The sequence below is a fragment of the Xanthomonas sp. LMG 12459 genome, assembly GCF_009192905.1.
Taxonomy (GTDB): Bacteria; Pseudomonadota; Gammaproteobacteria; order Xanthomonadales; family Xanthomonadaceae; genus Xanthomonas_A; species Xanthomonas_A sontii.
The window spans coordinates 32,550-54,194 of record NZ_NSGT01000049.1 but is presented as its reverse complement, the minus strand read 5'-3'; the positions used below and the strand labels follow the sequence as shown (position 1 = coordinate 54,194).

At 68.3% G+C, this 21,645-nt stretch carries 15 protein-coding genes; 6 read left to right on the top strand and 9 right to left on the bottom strand.

Features of this window, described 5'->3' with window-relative positions; all coding sequences use genetic code 11:
- The 4 genes from CEK65_RS12230 to CEK65_RS12215 form a co-directional block, all read left to right on the top strand.
- Positions 1-1,172, top strand: a 1,172-nt coding sequence (locus tag CEK65_RS12230) for an efflux RND transporter periplasmic adaptor subunit (protein ID WP_226980563.1), incomplete at its 5' end; no start/stop codon positions are given.
- Positions 1,169-4,321 carry an efflux RND transporter permease subunit gene (locus CEK65_RS12225; RefSeq protein ID WP_152181902.1) on the top strand — a complete coding sequence of 1,051 codons (3,153 nt, stop codon included), beginning with the start codon at positions 1,169-1,171 and terminating at the stop codon, positions 4,319-4,321. The genes CEK65_RS12230 and CEK65_RS12225, both read left to right, overlap by 4 nt.
- Complete coding sequence (locus CEK65_RS12220; RefSeq protein WP_152181901.1) at positions 4,318-5,001, top strand: heavy metal response regulator transcription factor; 684 nt, start codon at positions 4,318-4,320, stop codon at positions 4,999-5,001. The genes CEK65_RS12225 and CEK65_RS12220 overlap by 4 nt, the downstream gene beginning before the upstream one ends.
- A complete protein-coding gene (locus CEK65_RS12215; RefSeq protein WP_152181900.1) occupies positions 4,998-6,431 on the top strand; it encodes a heavy metal sensor histidine kinase in 1,434 nt (477 codons plus the stop codon). The genes CEK65_RS12220 and CEK65_RS12215 overlap by 4 nt, the downstream gene beginning before the upstream one ends.
- A 15-nt stretch (positions 6,432-6,446) precedes the next feature.
- Here the strand turns inward: CEK65_RS12215 and CEK65_RS12210 are convergent, their stop codons facing one another.
- From CEK65_RS12210 to rsmD, 6 genes are all read right to left on the bottom strand, one after another.
- Complete coding sequence (locus tag CEK65_RS12210; RefSeq protein WP_152181899.1) at positions 6,447-7,340, bottom strand: MBL fold metallo-hydrolase; 894 nt, start codon at positions 7,338-7,340, stop codon at positions 6,447-6,449.
- A 45-nt stretch (positions 7,341-7,385) separates the two neighbouring features.
- Complete coding sequence (gene ggt, locus CEK65_RS12205; protein WP_152181898.1) at positions 7,386-9,143, bottom strand: gamma-glutamyltransferase; 1,758 nt, start codon at positions 9,141-9,143, stop codon at positions 7,386-7,388.
- Entirely contained in the window at positions 9,140-9,424 is a 285-nt protein-coding gene (locus CEK65_RS12200; protein ID WP_017908325.1) for a YfhL family 4Fe-4S dicluster ferredoxin, read from the bottom strand. The genes ggt and CEK65_RS12200 overlap by 4 nt, the downstream gene beginning before the upstream one ends.
- A gap of 224 nt (positions 9,425-9,648) precedes the next feature.
- Complete coding sequence (locus tag CEK65_RS12195) at positions 9,649-10,143, bottom strand: hypothetical protein (protein WP_010342035.1); 495 nt, start codon at positions 10,141-10,143, stop codon at positions 9,649-9,651.
- A 40-nt stretch (positions 10,144-10,183) separates the two neighbouring features.
- Positions 10,184-10,690, bottom strand: a complete 507-nt coding sequence (coaD, locus tag CEK65_RS12190; protein WP_010342036.1) for a pantetheine-phosphate adenylyltransferase — start codon at positions 10,688-10,690, stop codon at positions 10,184-10,186.
- A complete protein-coding gene (gene rsmD, locus CEK65_RS12185; protein ID WP_152181897.1) occupies positions 10,687-11,292 on the bottom strand; it encodes a 16S rRNA (guanine(966)-N(2))-methyltransferase RsmD in 606 nt (201 codons plus the stop codon). The genes coaD and rsmD overlap by 4 nt, the downstream gene beginning before the upstream one ends.
- 222 nt (positions 11,293-11,514) lie before the next feature.
- Between rsmD and htpG the strand changes: the two genes are divergently transcribed.
- A complete protein-coding gene (gene htpG / locus CEK65_RS12180) occupies positions 11,515-13,419 on the top strand; it encodes a molecular chaperone HtpG (RefSeq protein ID WP_152181896.1) in 1,905 nt (634 codons plus the stop codon).
- A 413-nt stretch (positions 13,420-13,832) separates the two neighbouring features.
- Here the strand turns inward: htpG and CEK65_RS12175 are convergent, their stop codons facing one another.
- Positions 13,833-14,123, bottom strand: coding sequence for a hypothetical protein (locus CEK65_RS12175; RefSeq protein ID WP_148829327.1), 291 nt, complete (start codon positions 14,121-14,123; stop codon positions 13,833-13,835).
- 367 nt (positions 14,124-14,490) lie between these two features.
- On the opposite strand from CEK65_RS12175, the gene CEK65_RS12170 reads away from it, so the two are divergent.
- The gene (locus tag CEK65_RS12170) at positions 14,491-15,513 is read left to right on the top strand and encodes an Ldh family oxidoreductase (protein WP_152181895.1); all 1,023 of its coding nucleotides are present in this window, start codon (positions 14,491-14,493) and stop codon (positions 15,511-15,513) included.
- Positions 15,514-15,843: 330 nt separating this feature from the next.
- On the opposite strand, the gene CEK65_RS12165 is transcribed toward CEK65_RS12170, so the two are convergent.
- Together CEK65_RS12165 and CEK65_RS12160 are read right to left on the bottom strand one after the other, a co-directional pair.
- Positions 15,844-18,720, bottom strand: a complete 2,877-nt coding sequence (locus tag CEK65_RS12165) for a TonB-dependent receptor (RefSeq protein WP_152181894.1) — start codon at positions 18,718-18,720, stop codon at positions 15,844-15,846.
- Between the two features lie 506 nt (positions 18,721-19,226).
- Positions 19,227-21,641, bottom strand: a complete 2,415-nt coding sequence (locus CEK65_RS12160; RefSeq protein ID WP_152181893.1) for a glycoside hydrolase family 127 protein — start codon at positions 21,639-21,641, stop codon at positions 19,227-19,229.
- Positions 21,642-21,645: the final 4 nt, after the last annotated feature.

Genomic DNA, 21,645 nt, shown 5'->3' with positions numbered 1-21,645 from the left:
ATCCGCCACCGCGCCATGCCATGCCACGGCGGCGCTGGCCATTCGTCGCTGCCGCAGTGCTGGTCGCACTGCTGCTGGCGGTGTGGTTGCGCCCACGCCACGCACCGACCAAGGCCACGCCGCCGGTGCCGGTGACCAGCGCGCCGGTGCTGCGCAAGGACGTGCCGATCCGCCAGACAGGGATCGGCACGGTGCTGCCGATCGCCTCGGTGACCGTGCACTCGCGCATCGATGGGCAACTGATCGACGTGGGCTTCAGCGAAGGCCAGGACGTCAAGGCCGGGCAGGTGCTGGCGCGGCTGGATCCGCGCACCGACCAGGCGCAACTGGCCGCGGCCACCGCGCAGTTGGCGAAGGACAAGGCACAGCTGGGCAATGCGCAGGCCGACCTGCAGCGCTACCAGCAACTGCTGCAGGACAACGCCACCACCCGCCAGACCCTGGACACGCAGAAGGCGCTGGTGACGCAACTGCGCGCCACCCTGCAGAGCGATGCGGCGGCGATCGACAACGCGCGGGTGCAACTGGACTTCACCACCATCCGCGCGCCGATCGACGGCCGCGCCGGCGCGCGCCTGGTGGATCCGGGCAACATCGTCCACGCCAGCGATGCCGGCGGCCTGGTGGTGCTGAACCAGATCGACCCGATCGCGGTGCAGTTCACCCTGCCGGAAAGCGCCTTTCAGCAGATCAACCGCGCGCTGCAGGCCGCACCGGCCAGCGTAGGCGTGGACGCGGTCGACCACGGCAGCGGACAGGTGCTGGCGCACGGCACGCTGGCCCTGCTCAACAACCAGATCGACACCAGCACCGGCACCATCGCGATGAAGGCGCACTTCCGTAATTCCGGGCACACGCTGTGGCCGGGGCAGACGGTGGACGCGCGCATCACCCTGGGCATGCGCAGCGGCGCGCTGGTGGTGCCGAGCGCGGCCGTGCAGCGCAGCCAGGACGGCGAGTTCGTGTACGTGGTCGGCAGCGACGGCAGCGTGCGCGACCAGCCGGTGCAGGTGCTGGACGAGGCCGATGGCGAGAGCGTGATCGGCCAGGGCGTGCAGGCCGGCCAGCGCGTGGTGGTGGATGGGCAGTACCGGCTGCATCCGGGGGCGAAGGTGGTGGAGGCCAAGCCGGCCAAGCACGCCAAACCGGCCGCGGCGGGAGCGCACGCGTGAGCGTCTCGGCGGCCTTCATCAAACGCCCGATCGGCACCTCGCTGCTGGCCATGGCGCTGCTGTTGCTGGGCATGGTGGCCTGGCCGCTGCTGCCGGTAGCGCCGTTGCCGCAGGTCGATTTCCCCACCATCCAGGTTTCGGCCAGCCTGCCCGGCGCCAGCCCACAGACCATGGCCTCGAACGTGGCACAGCCGCTGGAGCGGCAGCTGTCGCTGATCCCTGGCCTGAGCCAGATGACCTCGACCAGCGCGCTCGGCTCGACCCAGGTGACGCTGCAGTTCGACCTGGACCGCAACATCGACGCTGCCGCGCTCGATGTGCAGACCGCGATCAACGCCGCGTCCGGGCAGTTGCCGAGCGGGCTGCCGAGCGCACCGAGCTTCCGCAAGATCAACCCGGCCGAATCGGCGTCGCTGATCCTGGCGGTGCAGTCGCGGGTGTTGCCGCTGACCCAGGTCAACGACTACGCCGACAACGTGCTGGCGCAGCAGATCTCGCGCATCTCCGGGGTGGGCCTGGTCAACCTGTACGGTGCGCAGAAGCCGGCGGTGCGCGTGCAGGTGGATCCGGCCAAGCTGGCGGCGCTTGGCCTGAGCCTGGAGGACATCCGCTCGGTGATCGCCACCACCACGGTGAACGCGGCCACCGGCTCGATCGACGGCGCGCGCCAGGCCTTCACTGTCTCCACCAACGATCAACTGCTGCAGAGCCAGGCCTGGAACGGCGCGGTGCTGGCCTGGCGCAACGGCGCGCCGATCCGCGTGCGCGACGTCGGCACCGCGGTGGACGGGCCGGAGAACGCCAAGATCGCCGCGTGGGGCTTCGCCGGCGCCGCCGCGCCGGCCGACAGCGGCATCGTCGACGGCCGCGCGATCATGATCGCCATCACCAAGCAGCCCGGCGCCAACGTCATCGACACGGTGGAACAGGTCAAGGCCGCGCTGCCCAGGCTGATGGCGTCGATCCCGCCCAGCGTCAGCGTCAAGATCCTCGCCGACCGCACGCAGAACATCCGCGCCTCGGTCAGGGACGTGGAGTTCACCCTGCTGCTGTCGATCGTGCTGGTGGTGGCGGTGATCTTCGTGTTCCTGCGCAGCGCGGTGGTCACCCTGATCCCGAGCCTGACCGTGCCGCTGGCGATCCTCGGCACCGCCGCGCTGATGTACGTGCTCGGCTACAGCCTGGACAACCTGTCGCTGATGGGCCTGACCATCGCCGTCGGCTTCGTGGTGGACGATGCCATCGTGATGCTGGAGAACATCTACCGGCACATCGAGGACGGCATGGCGCCGCTGCAGGCGGCACTGCAGGGCGCGGCCGAGATCGGCTTCACCCTGGTCTCGATCTCGGTGTCGCTGGTGGCGGTGTTCATCCCGCTACTGCTGATGGGCGGCATCGTCGGCCGGCTGTTCCGCGAGTTCGCGGTGACGGTGAGCCTGACCATCCTGGTGTCGCTGCTGGTGTCGCTGACCCTGACCCCAATGCTGTGCGCGCGCCTGCTCAAGCCACACGCCGAGCAGGCGCAGGGGCGCCTGGCGCGCGCGTTCGAGCGCGGCTTCGACGCGCTGCTGGCGGCCTACCGGCGCGGCCTGGAGACGGTGCTGCGGCATCCGCGGCTGACCCTGGCCAGCTTCCTGCTGACCGTGGCCACCAGCGTGGCGCTGTTCGTGGTGATGCCCAAGGGCTTCTTCCCGCAGCAGGACACCGGCTTCATCTCCGGCACCGCCGATTCGGCGCAGGATTCGTCCTCGGCGGCGATGCGCACGCGCATGCTGCAACTGGCCGACATCATCCGCCGCGATCCCGACGTGCTGTCCTTCGGCATGCAGACCGGCGCCAGCACCTTCAACTCCGGCACCTTCTCGATCGCGCTCAAGCCCAAGGACGCGGGCCGCACCGCCAGCGCCGACCAGGTGATCGCGCGGCTGCGCAAGCGCCTGGCGCACGTGCAGGGCGTCACCCTGTTCATGCAGGCCGGACAGGACATCAACGTCGGCGGCCGCCTGGCCCGCACCCAGTACCAGTACACCCTGACCGACGCCAACCTGGACGAGCTCAACACCTGGGCGCCGAAGCTGCTGAAGGCGTTCCGGGCGCTGCCGCAACTGACCGACGTGGCCTCCGACCAGCAGAACGCCGCGCCGATCGCCAGCCTGACCATCGACCGCCAGCGCGCGGCCAGCTTCGGCATCACCCCGCAGCAGATCGACGCGACCATCAACGACGCCATCGGCCAGCGCCAGGTCGCGCAGTACTTCACCCAGCTCAACAGCTACCACGTGGTGCTGGAAGTGACGCCGGCGCTGCAGGGCGATCCATCGCTGTTCCAGCGGCTGTACCTGACCTCGCCGTTGACCGGCAAGCAGGTGCCGCTGTCCACCTTCGCCACGCTCGACACCAGCAAGACCGGCTACCTGTCGGTGAGCCACCAGGGCCAGTTCCCGGCGGTGACCATCTCCTTCAACCTGGCGCCGGGCGCGGCACTGGGCGATGCGGTGGACGCGATCCAGCAGGCCCAGGCGCAGCTGCGGGTGCCGGCCACGCTCAGCGGCAGCTTCCAGGGCACGGCGCAGGCGTTCAGCGCCTCGCTGCGCACCCAGCCGTACCTGATCCTGGCGGCGTTGATCGCGGTCTACATCGTGCTCGGCCTGCTCTACGAGAGCTACATCCACCCGCTGACCATCCTCTCCACCCTGCCCTCGGCCGGCGTCGGCGCGCTGCTGATCCTGATGGCCGGCGGCTACGACTTGAGCGTCATTGCGATGATCGGCATCATCCTGCTGATCGGCATCGTCAAGAAGAACGGGATCATGATGGTGGACTTCGCTCTGCATGCCGAACGCGAACGCGGGCTGTCCTCGCGCGATGCGATCTTCGAGGCCTGCCTGATGCGCTTCCGGCCGATCATGATGACCACCCTGTGCGCGTTGCTCGGCGGCCTGCCGCTGATGCTCGGCCATGGCGCCGGCTCGGAACTGCGGCGGCCGCTGGGCTATGCGATGGTCGGCGGGCTGCTGCTGTCGCAACTGCTGACCCTGTTCAGTACGCCGATCGTGTACCTGTACCTGGACCGCCTGCACGGCTGGTACCTGCAGCGGCGCCAGGCACGTCGCGCACGCACTGCCGCGCCGGAGGCGCTGCAGCCATGAAGGTGCTGATCGTCGAGGACGAGCGCAAGACCGCCGACTACCTGCAGCAGGGGCTGAGCGAACAGGGCTGCACGGTCGACGTGGCCTACGACGGCATCGACGGCCAGCACCTGGCCCTGCACTACGACTTCGACGTGATCGTGCTCGACGCGATGCTGCCGGGCCTGGACGGCTTCGCCATCCTGCGCTCGCTGCGTTCGGTGAAGAGCACGCCGGTGATCATGCTCACCGCGCGCGACAGCGTGGAGGACCGGGTCAAGGGCCTGCGCGAGGGCGCCGACGACTACCTGATCAAGCCGTTCTCCTTCATCGAACTGCTGGCGCGGCTGCAGGTGCTGGCACGGCGCGGCCGCGCGCAGGAAAGCACGCTGCTGCGCGTGGGCGAGCTGCAAATCGACATGATCAGCCGCAAGGCCGTGCGCGGCCGGCAGCGGCTGGACCTGACCGCCAAGGAATTCGCGCTGCTGGCGGTGCTGGCCCGGCACCAGGGCGAGATCCTGTCCAAGACCGCGATCGCCGAGATGGTCTGGGACATGAACTTCGACAGCAACACCAACGTGGTGGAAGTGGCGATCAAGCGCCTGCGCGCCAAGATCGACGTGCCGTTCGACGCCCCGCTGCTGCACACCGTGCGCGGCATGGGCTACGTGCTGGAAGAACGCGAGGACGCGAGCGGGTGAGCGCGCCGGCGCGGCCCTCGATCGCGCTGCGCCTGGCCGGCCTGTTCGCGGCCACCGCGCTGCTCGGCTTCGCCCTGATCGGGCTGGTGCTGCACCAGGTGCTGGAGCACGAACTGCGCCGCCACCAGCGCGAGGAACTGCGCTCGCGCATGGACGCGGTGCAGTACATGCTGATCAACAGCCGCTCGCCGGAGCTGGCCGCGCATGCGCGCACGCGCCTGGCCAGCGTCTCCAGCGCGCCGGACCTGCGCTTCTGGCTGTGGAGCCAGGACCCGGCGTTCCGCTACGGGCGCGGCGCCGAGGCGATGGCGGCGGCCACGCGCGGCCGCAGCGGCCTGGTGCGCATCGGCGATCCGCAGGCGCTGGGCATCGCCGACGCACAGCCGCTATCGTGGCAGGCCATCGGCCAAACACTGCCGGCCACGCCGGTGCGCCCGCCGGTGCAACTGATCGCGGCGATGGACAGCGCACCGTTCGCGCTGACCCGGCGCCGCTTCGACATCGCCCTGGCGCTGGTCACGCTGGCCGGCACCGCGCTGGTCGGCGCGCTGGGCTACTGGACCGCCAAGCTCGGCCTGCGCCCGGTGCAGCGGCTGTCGGCCGATGCGCAGCGCATCGGCCCGCACGACCGGCGGCGCCTGGACCTGCCGCGGCTGCCGCGCGAACTGGAAGACCTGGGCGCCTCGTTGAACGCGGCCTTCGACCGGCTCGATGCGGCCTATGCGCAGCAGGAAAGCTTCAATGCCGACGTCGCCCACGAACTGCGCACGCCGCTGGCCAGCCTGATCGGCCAGACCCAGGTGGCGCTGACCCGCCACCGCGACGCGCAACAGTTGCGCCAGGTACTGCAGTCGAATCTGGAGGAACTGGAACGGCTGCGCGCGATCGTCGCCGACATGCTGTTCCTGGCCCGCGCCGAGCAGGGCCAGCGCGCGCGCCAGTGCGAGGACGCCTCGCTGGCCGAGGAAGTCGGCAAGACCGTGGAGTTCTTCGAGGTGCTGCTGGACGAGGCCGGCCTGCAGGTGGAGGTGCGCGGCGACGTGGTGGTGCCGGTCGAGAAGTCGCTACTGCGTCGCGCGCTGTCCAACCTGCTGCATAACGCCATCCAGCACTCGGCCGGTCACGCGCCGATCGTGGTGGAGATCGCGCAGCGCGGCGGCGAGGCGCTGATCGCCTTCTCCAATCCCAGCGTGGCGCTGGCGCCGGAACATCTGCAGCGCCTGTTCGATCGCTTCTACCGCGGCGACGCCGCCCGCGCCAACAGCCGCGAAAGCCATGGTCTGGGGCTGGCGATCGTCAAGGCGGTGGCGAGCATGCACGGCGGGCGTGTGTTCGCGCAGCACCGCGACGGCATCACCACGATCGGGTTTTCGGTGGCACTGGACGGCACCGCTACCGGCGTGCCGGCGCACGCCGCGCTGCGCTGGTAAACCGCAACGCCGCGCTCAGGCGGCCAGTGCGCGCGCCTGCAGCGCCGGCAGTTCGTGCGCAGTGACGAAACGGCCCTTGGCATCGCGCTGCAGCTGCGCCAACGCGCAGTCCGGATCGTGGGTGAAGAACAGGCGCACGTCGCGGGCCAGCGCGTCTTCCAGGAACGCGCGCTTCTCGTCGATCAGCAGTTCGGCGTTGCGGTCGTAACCCATGGTGATCGGCACGTGCACCCACGAGCGGCCCGGGATCAGGTCGGCGCAGAACGCCACCCCGCCGTGCGCCTGGCCATCGTCGCCGTGGCCGGGGCCCACGATCTCGGCCAGCATCAGCCCCGGCGTGTGGCCGTCGCTGAAGCGGAATCGCACCGTCTCGCCGAGCGCGCGCGAATATTCGCCGTCGACCAGCTCCAGCCGGCCGCTGGCCTCGAGCAGGCCGGGCAGCTCCGGGATGAAGCTGGCGCGGTCGCGCGGATGCGGGTGCAGCGCGCGTTGCCAGTGCGCCGCGCCGACCAGGAACTGCGCGTTGGGAAACAGCAGTTCCGGCGCGGCGCCCTCGCGGTAGGCGGCCAGCAGCCCGCCGGCATGATCGAAGTGCAGATGGCTCAGCACCACCACGTCGATGTCGGTATGGGCGAAGCCGGCGTCCTGCAGCGACTCCAGCAACACGTGCCGCGCCTCCTGCACGCCGTAGCGCTCGCGCAGCGCCGGCGGGAAGAACGCGCCGATGCCGGTCTCGAACAGCACGGTCTTGCCGGCCAGCGGGCTGGCCAGCAGCGCGCGGCAGGCCAGCGCGATGCGGTTGCCGTCGTCGGGCGCGGCCCACTGCTGCCACATCGCCTTGGGCGCGTTGCCGAACATCGCGCCGCCGTCGAGTTTCTGCGAGTTGCCTTGGATGGACCAGAGTTTCATGGGCGGGGATTCGGGATTGGGGATTGGGGATTCGCAAAACGCGCGTCAGGGCGCCGGCGCGGTCTGCAGCACTTCGGCGCTGCCGACTTCGTTGCGCGGGTCGCTGCCGCCGCTGAGCACGTTGCGGCGCTTGTCCCATTCCACGGTCTGCAGGTTGCCCCAGACGTGGCTGGAGCCGTGACCGTCCTCGGCCGTGTCGCCAGGCAGCTTGAGCGTGTGCCCCATGGCTTCCAGGCCCTTGGCCGTGGCCGCGTCGAAGGTGCCGGTCTCGGCCTCGATCACGTCCGGCAGCCACTGGTGGTGGTAGCGCGGCAGCGCGGCGACCTGCTGCGCGCTGAGGCCGTCGTCGTAGCCGAGGATGCCGAGCAGCACCATGGTGATGATGCGGCTGCCGCCCGGGGTGCCGAGCACGATGGCCTTGTCCGCGTTCTCCATGAAGGTCGGCGACATCGAGCTGAGCGGGCGCTTGCCCGGCTTGGGCGCGTTGGCCGCGTAGCCCATCACCCCGAAGGCGTTGGGCGTGCCCGGACGCAGCGCGAAATCGTCCATCTCGTTGTTGAGCAGCACGCCGGTGCCCTTGGGGATCAGCCCGGAGCCGTACAGCAGGTTGACCGTCTGGGTGGCGCCGACGCGGTTGCCTTCGCCGTCGATGATCGAGAAATGCGTGGTCTCGTCGTCTTCCAGCGGGGTCGGCTGGCCCGACAGCAGGTCGCTGGGCGTGGCCTTGTCCGGGTTGATCGTCGAGCGCAGGCCCACCGCATAGTCCTTGCTGAGCAGGATGCGCTGCGGCACGTGGGTGAAATCCGGATCGCCCAGGAAGAAGGTGCGGTCGCGGTAGGCGCGGCGCATCGCCTCCACGGTCAGGTGCACGCGGTGCACCGGGTCCATGGTCTTGAGGTCGTAGCCCTCCAGGATCTGCAGCATGCTCGCCAGGGCGATGCCGCCGGAGGACGGCGGCGGCGCGGTGGTGATGGTCCAGCCCTTGTAGTCGAAGCGGATCGGGGTGCGTTCCTTGACCGTGTAGCCGGCCAGTTCCTCCGCGGTCCAGCGCCCACCGGCCTGCTTCACGCCGGCCAGCAGCTTCTTGGCGGTGGCGCCGCGGTAGAAACCGTCGAAGCCCTTGTCGGCCAGCAGTTGCAGCGTGTTGGCCAGTTCCGGCTGCTTGAACACGTCGCCCACCGCGATCGGCCGGCCGTTGCGCAGGTAGACCTCGCGGGTGCCGGGATAGCGCTCCATCACCTTGCGCCGCGACTGGTAGCCCTCGGCCATGCGCGCGTAGACGGGGAAGCCGTCGCGGGCGATGCGGATCGCCGGTGCCAGCGACTGCCGCAGCGGCAGCCGGCCGTGCTTGGTCGCCAGCTCCACCAGCGCCGCCGGCAGCCCGGGGATGCCGGCCGACCACGGGCCGTTGATCGAGCGATCGCGGTCCAGCTCGCCCTTGGCGTCCAGGAACGCGGCCGGCGTCGCCGATTCCGGCGCGGTCTCGCGCGCATCCAGCATCACGTCCTTGCCGGTCCTGGCGTCGTGCAGCAGGAAGAAGCCGCCACCGCCGAGGCCGGAACTGATCGGTTCGACCACCGACAACGTCGAGGACACCGCCACCGCGGCGTCGAAGGCATTGCCGCCCTCGCGCAGGATCTGCAGGCCGGCCTCGGTGGCCAGGCGGTGGCCGCTGGCGATCGCGGCGCCGGGCGGGTGCGCGGCCGGGGCGATGGCGGTCGCCTCGGCGACCGGCGCCTCGGCCCACGCCGACGGCGTCAGGACCAGGGCGAGCAGCAGGACACGGCGGACGAGGCTTCTCATGCGGCGGGGGGCTCCTGTGGGTACAACTCGGGGTGGTCGCGCTGCAGGCGCTGCAGCTTGGCCAGCAACTGGGCGTGGGTCTCCGGGATGGCCGGGTCGGGGTCGATGCACTCCACCGGGCACACCACCACGCACTGCGGCTCGTCGAAATGGCCGACGCATTCGGTACAGCGGGCGGGGTCGATCACGTAGATCGTCTCGCCCATGGCGATGGCCTGATTCGGGCAGGCCGGCTCGCAGACGTCGCAGTTGACGCAGAGCTCGTTGATCTTGAGGGACATGTGGCGCACTTCGGCACTGACCGGGGCAGTTTACCGGATCGGGGCGGGACGGCCCTGCGAAGGCGGCACTGGGGCGCGGAACGCTGTAATGCAGCGCGCGGAGCGGCTTGGGCAACTGCCGCGAGTGGCGCGGCACGCAGCGGAACTTCGCGACGCGACCGCCCGTTGCGGGCGGCGCGACATGGCAGGACCGGCACGCATCGGCGCGCCGGCCCGCGCAGGGCTTACTTGGCTTCGACGAAGATGTAGTCGGCGCCGGTCGGCTTGACCACGGCTTCGACGCGGGCGTTGTCGGCCGGGGCGCCGATGTAGACCACGCGCACGCCCTTCATGCTGTTGGCCTCGACCTTGGCGAACGCGGCGGCGATCAGGTCGGCCATCTTGGCCGAGGCCGAGGAGCCGAACGCCAGCATGTTGCCCGGCTGGATGCCGCGGCCGATGGCGGTGGTGGCGCTTTCGACCTGGCGCTCGTACTTGGCCTGGAACTCCGGATCCGATTCCGGCGGCAGGTAATACAGGAACGGGCTGTTGGTGACGTTGCCCATGTTCTGGATCGCCACTTCCTGCAGGTACTTCTTCCAGCCGGCATCGTCGTCCTTGGCCGGGGCGGTCAGCGCGGGCTGCGCGTCGGCGGCCGGCTTGGCGGCCTCTTCCTTCTTGCAGGCGGTGAAGCCCAGGGCCAGCGAAGCGATCAGCAACGCGCGTGCGGTGGTGTTCATGGAACGGCTCCCTCTGTGTCGTCAGTGAATGGTGGACGGCTCAGCGCTGCGCGGCGGCCTGGCGGGCCTGGACCAGCGCCTGCACCACCGACGGCGGCACGAAGCCGGAGACGTCCCCGCCCAGGCGCGCGATCTCGCGCACCAACGAGGACGAAATGAAGCTGTGTTGCTCGGCCGGGGTGAGGAACAGCGTCTCCACCTCCGGGATCAGATGCCGGTTCATGCTCGCCATCTGGAACTCGTATTCGAAATCCGACACCGCGCGCAGGCCGCGCAGCAGCACGCCGCCGCCGACCGAGCGCACGAAATGCGCCAGCAGGGTGTCGAAGCCCAGCACTTCCACGTTGCGGTGCCCGGCCAGCGCCTCGCGGGCCAGCGACACGCGCAGGTCCAGCGGCAGGGTCGGCCCCTTGGACGGGCTCTGCGCCACGCCCACGATCACCTGCTCGAACAGCGGCGCCGCACGGTTGACCAGATCGATATGGCCGTTGGTGATCGGATCGAAGGTGCCGGGATAGACGGCGATGCGGCTATGGGCCACGGTCATGCGTCGGGTACCGCGTGAAGGTCGCCGGGAAGTGTAGCAGCGGTGCGCCGGTACAGGGCAGCGCGCACCTCGCGGCTGCCGCCCTCGCGGTACAGCACCCAGGGCGCGGGCGGCGCCGGTCCCTGCCCGGCCGGCGATTCCAGGTACAGCCAGGCGTCGGCCGCCAGCCGCGCCGGCAGGCGTTGCAGCACGGCGTCCCACAGCCCGGCGGCGAACGGCGGGTCGACGAAGGCGATGTCCGCCAGGGCCTCGGCCGGCGCCTCGGCCAGCCAGCGCAGCGCATCGTCCTGCACCACCTGCACCTGGTCCTGCGCCTGCAGCCGCGCGACCGTGGCGCGCAACTGCGCCGCCTGGCCCGGATCGCGCTCGACCAGTACCGCAGCGGCCGCGCCGCGCGACACCGCCTCCAGCCCCAGCGCACCGCTGCCGGCGAACAGGTCCAGCACGCGCGCCGCGGGCAGCACCGGCTGCAGCCAGTTGAACAGGGTCTCGCGGACCCGGTCGGAGGTCGGGCGCAGCCCGGTCAGGTCCGGCACCGGCAGCCGCGTGTTGCGCCAGCGCCCACCGATGATCCGTACCTGGCCGCCGCCGGGACGGCTCATCGGCGGCCTCGCAGGGGCCGGGACAGGCGGGACGGGGAACGCAGGAACGGCATGGGCGGTGGGCAATGGGTGGCGCGGAAACGGGGTCCGGATCATAGACCAGCGCGGTGTCGCGCGTATGCGCGGCGCGGCGCTTGAAGCCGGCCGCGGCCGCCACCATGTCGGCCGGCAGAGCCGTGCCCTCCTCCGCGCGGCCGCCCATCCTTCATGGAGCACCTACCGATGAGCGTGGAAACCCAAAAAGAAACCCTGGGCTTTCAGACCGAGGTCAAGCAGCTGCTGCAGCTGATGATCCATTCGCTGTATTCCAACAAGGAGATCTTCCTGCGCGAGCTGATCTCCAACGCCTCCGACGCCGCCGACAAGCTGCGCTTCGAGGCACTGGTCAAGCCGGAGCTGCTGGACGGCGACGCGCAACTGCGCATCCGCATCGGCTTCGACAAGGACGCCGGCACCGTCACCATCGACGACAACGGCATCGGCATGAGCCGCGAGGAGATCGTCGCGCACCTGGGCACCATCGCCAAGTCCGGCACCTCCGAGTTCCTCAAGCACCTGTCCGGCGACCAGAAGAAGGACTCGCACCTGATCGGCCAGTTCGGCGTCGGCTTCTACAGCGCGTTCATCGTCGCCGACCAGGTCGACGTGTACAGCCGCCGCGCCGGCCTGCCGGCCAGCGAAGGCGTGCACTGGTCCTCGCGCGGCGAAGGCGAGTTCGAGGTCGCCACGGTCGAGAAGGCCGAGCGCGGCACCCGCATCGTGCTGCACCTGAAGGACGACGAGAAGGACTTCGCCGACGGCTGGAAGCTGCGCGGCATCGTACGCAAGTATTCCGACCACATCGCGCTGCCCATCGAGTTTCACAAGGAACACTACGGCGAGGACAAGGACAAGCCGGAAACCCCGGAATGGGAGACGGTCAACCGCGCCAGCGCGCTGTGGACGCGTCCGCGCACCGAGATCAAGGACGAGGAATACCAGGAGCTGTACAAGCACATCGCCCACGACCACGAGAACCCGGTGGCGTGGAGCCACAACAAGGTCGAGGGCAAGCTGGAGTACACCTCGCTGCTGTACGTGCCCGGCCGAGCCCCGTTCGACCTGTACCAGCGCGACGCCTCGCGCGGGCTCAAGCTGTACGTGCAGCGCGTCTTCATCATGGACCAGGCCGAGCAGTTCCTGCCGCTGTACCTGCGCTTCATCAAGGGCATCGTCGATTCCAGCGACCTGCCGCTGAACGTCTCGCGCGAGATCCTGCAGTCCGGCCCGGTGATCGACTCGATGAAGTCGGCGCTGACCAAGCGCGCCCTGGACATGCTGGAGAAGCTGGCCAAGGACGACACCGAGCGCTACCAGGGCGTGTGGAAGAACTTCGGCCAGGTGCTGAAGGAAGGCCCGGCCGAGGACTTCGGCAACCGCGAGAAGATCGCCGGCCTGCTGCGTTTCGCCTCCACCCATGGCAGCGACGGCGCGCAAACCGTGTCGCTGGCCGACTACGTGGCGCGGATGCAGGACGACCAGGACAAGCTGTACTACCTGACCGGCGAGAGCTACGCGCAGATCAAGGACAGCCCGCACCTGGAAGTGTTCCGCAAGAAGGGCATCGAAGTGCTGCTGCTCACCGACCGCATCGACGAGTGGCTGATGAGCTACCTCACCGAGTTCGACGGCAAGTCCTTCGTCGACGTGGCACGCGGCGACCTGGACCTGGGCAAGCTCGACAGCGAAGAAGAGAAGCAGGCCAAGGAAGAGGCGGCCAAGGCCAAGCAGGGCCTGGTCGAGCGCATTCAGAACGTGCTCAAGGACGACGTTGCCGAAGTCCGCGTCTCGCACCGCCTGACCGACTCGCCCGCAATCCTGGCCATCGGCCAGGGCGACCTGGGCCTGCAGATGCGGCAGATCCTGGAAGCCAGCGGCCAGAAGCTGCCGGAGAGCAAGCCGGTGTTCGAGTTCAACCCGGCGCACCCGCTGATCGAGAAGCTGGACGCAGAAGCCGATGGCGAGCGCTTCGGCGACCTGGCGAAGGTGCTGTTCGACCAGGCGGCGTTGGCGGCTGGCGACAGCCTGAAGGACCCGGCGGCGTATGTGCGTCGGCTCAACAAGTTGTTGTTGGAGTTGTCGGTGTAAGCCTGAGACATATGGTCGCGAAAAGAACGAAGCCGGCATGCGCCGGCTTTGTTTTTTACACGACCCTCCGAGTACCCGAAGCCCAACAACCTTGCAGGATTCCGGTTCCGCGTTACGGTTGTTGGCTCAAGGCAGAGCATGGCGTGGGCACCAGTTCGAACCGGCCGGCGTGATCACAGCCGTGTCCTTCGCAGCCCGCAACGCGCGCACCAATGGGACAAGGCGCTCTGGCGTGCAGCTCGACACTGTGTGCCGCCATACCATCCAATGCCTAGCCCACTTGACACTGCCTACCACTTCTTCACGCTGACCAGCTGTTTATCTACCACAAAAAAGATACGCGATAGCGATCGAAATCAATAATGCCAGCATTAGCAGAAAAAAACAGAAACAGAAAATCCCCTGCCTTAAATTTACTTGAACTGCACATCAACTCTATTTATCGATTTCAACAAAATGCCGCAAATCAAGAGGAGAGAAAGGCCAACAACAGCGACAGCATTCATCAAAAAAAGATCAAACCAGCTCAAAAACACCACATGGCCATGCTGGTTATACTGGTAGATCTTGCCAATCGAATAATTTGCAACGCTGGGGCTACCCGAAATGACTACCCTGGCAATGTAGGGCTCGCCAATAAAAACCATGGCAGCGCCAGCAAGAAAACTCGGAATTACGAAAAATCTTGCAACCTTAGTCTTCATTGCTCACCAACTATCAATTGCGCACCAGCATGCGTTGAAGGCTCCACACTACCAAGCCAAACCAACATCCCTTGCAGGACCTACGGCTGACCTTGTTGAATTATCGAATGCGCTCAGGGCTGGCCGTCAAGGAAATTCCACGCGCCCGATGAGCGGTCTCCCGCTTAGCTGAAACGTTGGACGTCGTCAGTCTGATCAGTTGCGCAATCCCGAGGGATCAGTCATGACGCTACCTCGGATGTAGTGCAGGCATGCAAGATACCTGCCCGGCACGCTGGTAGAGCTGCCTGGTGACCTGCCGCTGCCAGGCTTTTCGCGAAGCGCCGCGCAGGCGAGAATCCGCGTCACTTCCTGGCCACCCTCCTCGATGAACAGCAACCCCACCCTCACGCTGTCCCTGGACCAGGCCACCGCCCTGGTCGAACGCATCCTGACCCACGCCGGCTTCAGCCCGGCGCACGTGCAGGCGCTCACCCACACCATCGTCGCCGGCGAACGCGACGGCTGCGCCTCGCACGGGTTGTACCGGACGCTCGGCTGCGTGGCGACGCTGCGCAACGGCAAGGTGGTGGGCGATGCCGAGCCTGCCGTGCACGATCATGCGCCCGGCATCGTCCGGGTCGATGCACGCGGCGGGTTCTCGCTGCTGGCGTTCGAGCGTGGGCTGCCGCTGTTGATCGAGAAGACCCGTGCCAATGGCCTGGCGGCGCTGGCGATCAACCATTGCGTGCATTTCTCTGCGCTGTGGCCGGAAGTCGAACGCATCACCGACGCTGGGTTGGTCGCGCTGATCTGCAACCCCAGTCATGCCTGGGTGACCCCGGCCGGCGGCCGCACGCCGCTGCTGGGCACCAACCCGCTGGCGTTCGGCTGGCCGCGCGCGGATGCGCCGCCGTTCGTGTTCGACTTCGCCACCAGCGCGGTGGCGCGCGGCGAGATCGAGCTGCGCCGCCGCGCCGGCCAGCCGATTCCAGAAGGCTGGGGTGTGGACGCGGCGGGCGCGCCGACCACCGATCCGGCCGCAGTCGCCGACGGCGGCGCGATGCTGACCTTCGGCGGCCACAAGGGCTCGGCGCTGTCGGCGATGATCGAACTGATCGCCGGGCCGTTGATCGGCGACCTCACCAGCGCCGAATCGCTGGCGCACGACGCCGGTGCAGGCGCGGCGCCCTACCACGGCGAACTGATTCTGGCGCTGGATCCGGCGCGCTTTCTCGGCGCCGATCGCGCCGCACACCTGGCCCGTGCGGAAGCCTTTTTTGCGGCCTACGAGGCCACCGGGGCACGCTTGCCGTCGCAACGCCGTTACCAGGCGCGGGAACGCAGCCGCAGCGAAGGCGTGCGGATTCCGCAGGCCCTGCATCAGGATCTGCTGGCCTTGCTCGACTGAAGAAGACTATTGGTAACGCGCTTCAACGTGACTCAGCGGGACATGCCGTTGTCGCATAGAGACGGCGTCAGCCGCGACCGGCATTACTGGTGAGGCGTCGCGGCTAAAGTCGCTTCTACAATTGAGCTTCAGCGCATCGTGTGCTCGTGTCATGCGCGCGCCAGATGCGGGTGAGCAAGCGCCCCGCCCGCACGATCCGCGGGCAGGAACGGCATTACCGCCGACGTGGAATCCCGCTAGCAGGTGGAATCGCGCCTGGCCGTGCGGACCGCGGCGGGTTCTACCCGCCACGGCACTGTCACCTACTCGCCTGCGCAATCAGGCTCCGCCTCAGAACTTCACCGTCGCCCGCGCCCAGTAGTAGCGGCCGAGCAGATCGTAGGTGGCCACGTCGGTGTTGGCGTTGGTGACGTTGTTGGCGTAGTACAGCGGCGGCTGCCGGTCGGCCAGGTTGTCCACGCCCACTTCGAAACGGGTGTTCCACGGCTTGACCTGATAGCCCACCTGCACGCTGTGGTAGACGTAGGCGCCGATGTCGCGGACCACGGCGGGCTGGTCGGCATCGGCCGACAGGCTCTGGCGGGTATCGGCGCTGCCGATCTCGGTGCGGCCGATGTAGCGGATGCGCCACGACGCGCTCCAGTCGCCCAGGTTCCAGTTCAAGGTGCCCAGCGCGCGCCAGCGCGGGAAGTTGCCGTAGGCGTAGGTGTACTTGCCGGCGTTGTGGATGGTGACGGTGCTGGCGTCGGTGGTGTCGGGGTTGATGTCGTAGCGGATCACGTAGGTGCCGTTGAGGCCGGCGCTGAAGTTGCCCCAGGCGGTGTCCGGCAGGCGATAGGTGAGGCTGAAGTCCGCGCCGCTGGCCCACAGCTTGCCGAGGTTCACGGTGGGCTCGGCGATGTAGTTGATGGTGCCGTTGTCGTTGCGGTGGATCAGCGCGCAGAACGCGCTGGCATCGTTGGCGTAGCACTGGTTGAGCACGGTCTGCGCCGAGACCTGGGTGATGGTGTCCTTGAGGTTGATCTTCCACAGGTCCGCGCTCATCGACAGGCCCTCGACCCAACCCGGGTCGTAGACCACGCCGAAGTCGTAGGACATGCCGGTCTCCGGCTTGAGCTGGTAGCCGGCCACTGCCGCGCCGGAGGCCTTGGCGCCGACCTGGTTGTCGGCCTGCTGGTAGCTGCCATCGGTGGGCACGTTGGCGCAGGCCGCGGCATGTCCGCCGGTGTAGCCATTGCACGGGTCGGTGACCGACGGCGAGTCGCCGGCCACGCCGGCATACAGTTCGCCGATGTTCGGCGCGCGGAACACCTGCGAAGCGGTGCCGCGCAGCAGCAGGTTCTCGATCGGGCGATACTCCAGCGAGACCTTGCTGTTGGTCTTGCTGCCGACGGTGTCGTAGTCGGAGAAGCGGCTGCCCACGGTCAGGTTGAGCGAGTGCACGCCGGGCAGCCCGGCCAGCAGCGGAAACAGCGCTTCGACATAGGCTTCCTTGACGCTGAAGCTGCCGCCGAGCACCGAGGCGCAGTACTCGAGCACGCCGCACATGCCGTTCTCGTCGCCGGTCCACAGCGGATCGGCGGCGGTGCTGGTGCTTTCCTTGCGATAGGAGACACCCACGGCCAGGCTCGCGGTGCCGGCCGGCAGCGCGAACAGTTCGCCGTTGGCGTTGGCCTCGAACTGCTTGACCGTATAGACGTTGGTGACGATCGGATTGACCACCAGCGCTTCCAGCGCCGCCTTGTTGCTGGCGGCGTTGAGGTTGAACACGTCGATCGGGGTGCAGCCGGCGATCGGCGTGCCGGCGCTGCCGCACTTGACCGTGCCGTCGGCGGCGAGGAACGACGGCCCGACCGCGGCGTTGAAGCCGGCGTAGTCGAGGAAGCCGTAGTTGATCGACTTCTGCTTGACCTTGCCGTAGTTGAGGCTGGCATCCCACTGCCAGGAACTGTCGCCGAAGCTGCCGCGCAGGCCAGGATTGATCTGGAAATTGTAGGTGTTGTACTCGTAGCGGCGGTTGCCCAGCACCGTGGCGCGGGTGTTGAAGTTGTTGTACGAGGTGCCGGTGCTGCGGTCGGTGCCGAAGTTGACCCCGAACGGGTTGTAGTAGCTGGCGGAGGAGACCAGGAAGTTGTCGCCGTTGGCGAAGATCGGGATCGGCGCGATGATCGAGGACGAGGTGGTCTTGCTGAAATAGGTGTTGACGTAGCCTTCAAGGTGATCGTTGAAACGATAGCTGCCGAGCACGAAGGCGTTGGTGCGCTCCTGCGGGGTCTGCAGCAGGTTGTACGGCTGGTAGTTGTAGGAATCGGTGGAGGCGACGTAGCAGTGGTACTGGCTGGCGTTGGTCGGGCTGCTGCTGCCGCCGTTGAAGGTGACCCGCGAACAGCCGTTGCTCGCCGCCAGTGCCTTGGCCGCGGCCGAGCCGTCGTTGAAGCTGATGCTGCCGGTGGGCGTGGCCGAGGAGCCCTGCTTCACCCCGACCCCGTCGATCAGCGACAGCGCGTCCTTGGAATACGCGCGCGCGCCGGCCGAGACCGGGTCGATGTCATGATAGGACAGGCCGGCGACGATGCTGCCGCGCTCGCCGGTCTTGCCGGCGGTCAGCGAGAAATTGCGGCGGTTGCCGTCGCTGCGCGAACTGGTGCCGAAGTCGGCGCTGGCCTCGATACCGTCGAAGCCCTTGCGCAGGATGAAGTTGACCACGCCGCCGATCGCGTCCGAGCCGTACACCGCCGAGGCGCCGTCGCTGAGCACTTCCACCCGCTCGATCATGGTCGCCGGGATGGCATTGACGTCGTTGCTGGCCAGGCGCGTGCCGTTGACCAGGACCAGGGTGCGCTTGTCGCCGAGGCCGCGCAGCGAGATCACCGAGGCGCCGGTGCCGCCGCCGTTGTTGGTGTTGGGATTGGTGGCGTTGCCGGCGATCGACGGCAGTTCCTGCACCAGATCGCCGAGCGTCGCCTTGCCGGTGGCTTCGATCTGCGCACGGCTGATGGTCACCACCGGGTTGGCGGTTTCGGTGTCGACGCGGCGCAGGCGCGAGCCGGTGACCACGATGCTGTCCAGGGTCTGGGTGGCGCTGTCTGCGCTCGCCTCCTGCGCCTGCACCGCCCCTGCGCTCCCCAGCGACAGGGCAGTGGCGACTGCCAGCGCCAGCGGCGTCGCGGCATGGCGGAAGGAAGGGCGTGGCTGCGGAAACGACATGGGCGAACTCCTGGACGATGGCGAGACGGGAACGGTGCAGAAACGCAGGCCGAACGACGCCATGCCGGCGCCATGCCGACGGACGGACCTGCTGGACGGTGGCGCCTGCGCGGCGCCTGCGGTGGCGTGCCTGCACCGGACCACGACGGCCTGGCGCACAACGGGGAGGCCGATCTCCTGCGCGCACGTCCGGTGCGCGGCTCCCCCGCTCCTGCGATGACGTCCGACGACGACGGCGACGCTCCGGTGGCGCGCGCCGGCGCCATGGCCGGTACAACGATGCGATCAGATTTTCATCACGCGGTCACACTGTGCCGTGGATGCATGGCCGCGTCTTGTCGCGATTCGCGGTTTCGCATGCGGAATCACGCATGGTCATGTGTGGCTCCACGCCTGCACGTGGCAACGTGCCGCGGCATGGCGCGGTGTCGCGCGAACACGACCACGACAGGCACACACTGCAATCGACCGTGCGCGGCGATGGCAACGATTCGCGCCATGCCGCGTCACGCCGGGATCAGCCAGCCACCGAACAGCGGGCCGGCGGTGTCGCCGTGCTGCGGCTCGATGCGCACGATCAACGGCTGCGCATCGCGGGTGAGCGCCGGCGGCAACGGGTAATCGCGGTCGACGAAATCGATCACCTGGCCGCGCTCCACCGCCACTTCCACGGCCAGCTTGCCATTGATCAGGATGTTGAAACGGCCCTTGTCGCTGCCCCAGAAGCGCAGGCGCAGCGCCAGCGGCTGCGCGCTGCCGCGCATGCGGAACTCGACGAAGCCCTTGCCGCGCACGTCGCGGCACTGCTGCCGACGGTAGGCGCCACCGAAGGAGGTATCGCTGCGCAACTGGTGGGCCTGCTCGGAAGCCTCGTCGCCGAACTGGATCATGTCCACCGCGATCGCACGCAGCTTGTCCTGCTCGGCCTGGCGCCGCGCCCGCCGCTGCGCTTCCTGCGCCCACTGCGCAGGATCCATACGCTTGAAATACAGCGCGCTGCGGCGCTCGTACTGTGCGTAGAACGGGACGAAGGTCAGGCCCGTCGGTTGCGTGCTGCTGGCCAGGAAATGGCCGGGCTGCGGCAGCTCGGCGAAGCCGCGCAGCGGATCGGCCGCGGCCACCAGCGCCGGATCCGGCGCGTCGTACGGCGTACTCACCGGCCCCAGGTCGGCGGCCAGCGCCAGCGGACCGCGCATCACCACCACCGTGTCCGCATCGCCGGCGGCGTGTTCCAGCCGCAGCGGCGTGGCCAGGTCCAGGTCGATCACGTCGCCGGCACGCCAGTCGCGCTCCAGCGCCAGATAGCCATCGGCCAATGCCGCACGCGCGGGCTTGCCGTTCACGCGCAGGGTGTAGCGGCCCTCGCACCAGGCCGGCACCCGCAACAGCAGCCGGCGCGGCGCGCGTGCGCCGGCACGCAGTACCTGCAGGCGCACCTTGCCGTTGTCGGGCACGCCGCTATCCAGTTCCAGCGACAGGTCGCGCTCGCTCCAGTCCAGCCGCGAGGGGATATAGAGATTCACGTACAGCGAGGTGGCGTCCTGCCAGTAGATCGCATCGCCGAACTGCGCATGCGCTTCCATGCCGCTGCCGACGCAGCACCAGAACGAATCGAACTTGTCGGAGAAGCCGCGCTCGCCGCCGCTGATCATCGGCGTCATGTAGGTGAACATGCCGGTGGCCGGATGCTGCGCGGCCATGGTGTGGTTGTGCAGCGTGCGCTCGTAGTAGTCGAAGTAGCGCGCCTGCGGCGTCCACTGGTACAGGTGCCGGGTCAGCTTGAGCATGTTGTAGCTGTTGCAATGCTCGCAGGTCTGCTCGGTCAGGAAGGCGGCGATGGTGTCCGGCTCCTGGAAATACTCGCGGTCGGCATTGCCGCCGATCACGTAGCTGTAGTGCGCGGTCACCGTCTCCCAGAAGAAGCGCGCCGCCGCGGCCGCATCGGCATCGCCGGCGACCTCGAACTGGCGCGCCTCGCCGATGAACTTGGGCACCTGGGTGTTGGCGTGGATGTGCGGCAGTTCATCGCGCCCGGCCGCGGCAGGGTCGATCACCTTTTCGTGGCGCAGGCGCTTGCCGATGGCGATCCAGCGCGCATCGCCGGTGCGCGCGCCCAGTTCGATGTAGGACTCGTTGAGGCCGCCGAACTCGGTATCCAGCAGGGTCTGCATCTGCGCATGGTCGAGCGCGTCGAACACACCGGCGAGATAGCCGGCCAGCGGCAACAGCACCTGCAGCGCTTGTGCGTTGCCGGCCAGTTCTTGCGCGTCGAGCAAGCCGGCGAACAGTTTGTGCACCGTGTACAGCGGCGACCAGCTACCGTTGAGATTGAACTTGCTGCCCTTGATGACGCCGCGGCGCACTTCCTCGAACACTACTTTGCCGCTGTCGATGGCGCCGTTGTCGTTCTTGCGGGTGAGCCCGCCGACGTAGCCGTCCGCGTCCTTTGCCTGCGCGCGCGCCAGTTCGGCGACGATGTAGTCGATGCGCTCGCGCAGTGCGGGATCGCGGGTCTGCGCGTGCATCTTCGCCAGTGCGCTGAGGTAGTGGCCCAGCGTGTGGCCGGCGATGGTGTCGCCCTCCCAGCCGCCGTACACCGCGCCCTTCGGCGGCAGGCCGGCGTACTGCAGGAAGTTGTGCAGCAGGCGGTCCGGCTCCAGTTCCAGCAGGTAGCGGCGGTTGGTCTGCAACGAGTCCAGGAACAGCGAGGGTTTCAGCGTGACCTGCTGCAAGGGCAGCGCCTGCACCCGGCCCGGGGTGGACGCGGCGGCGTCCAGCGGGAAGCGCAGCAGCCCGGCGGCCACCGCCAGTGCGCTCCATTGCAGGAAGCGGCGCCGCGAGGGATCCAGCGCGGCGCCGGCCGCGTCGGCAGCTGCGTGCGCGCAGGCGGCGCCATGCCGATGCATGCCCTGCCCGCTCATCGCC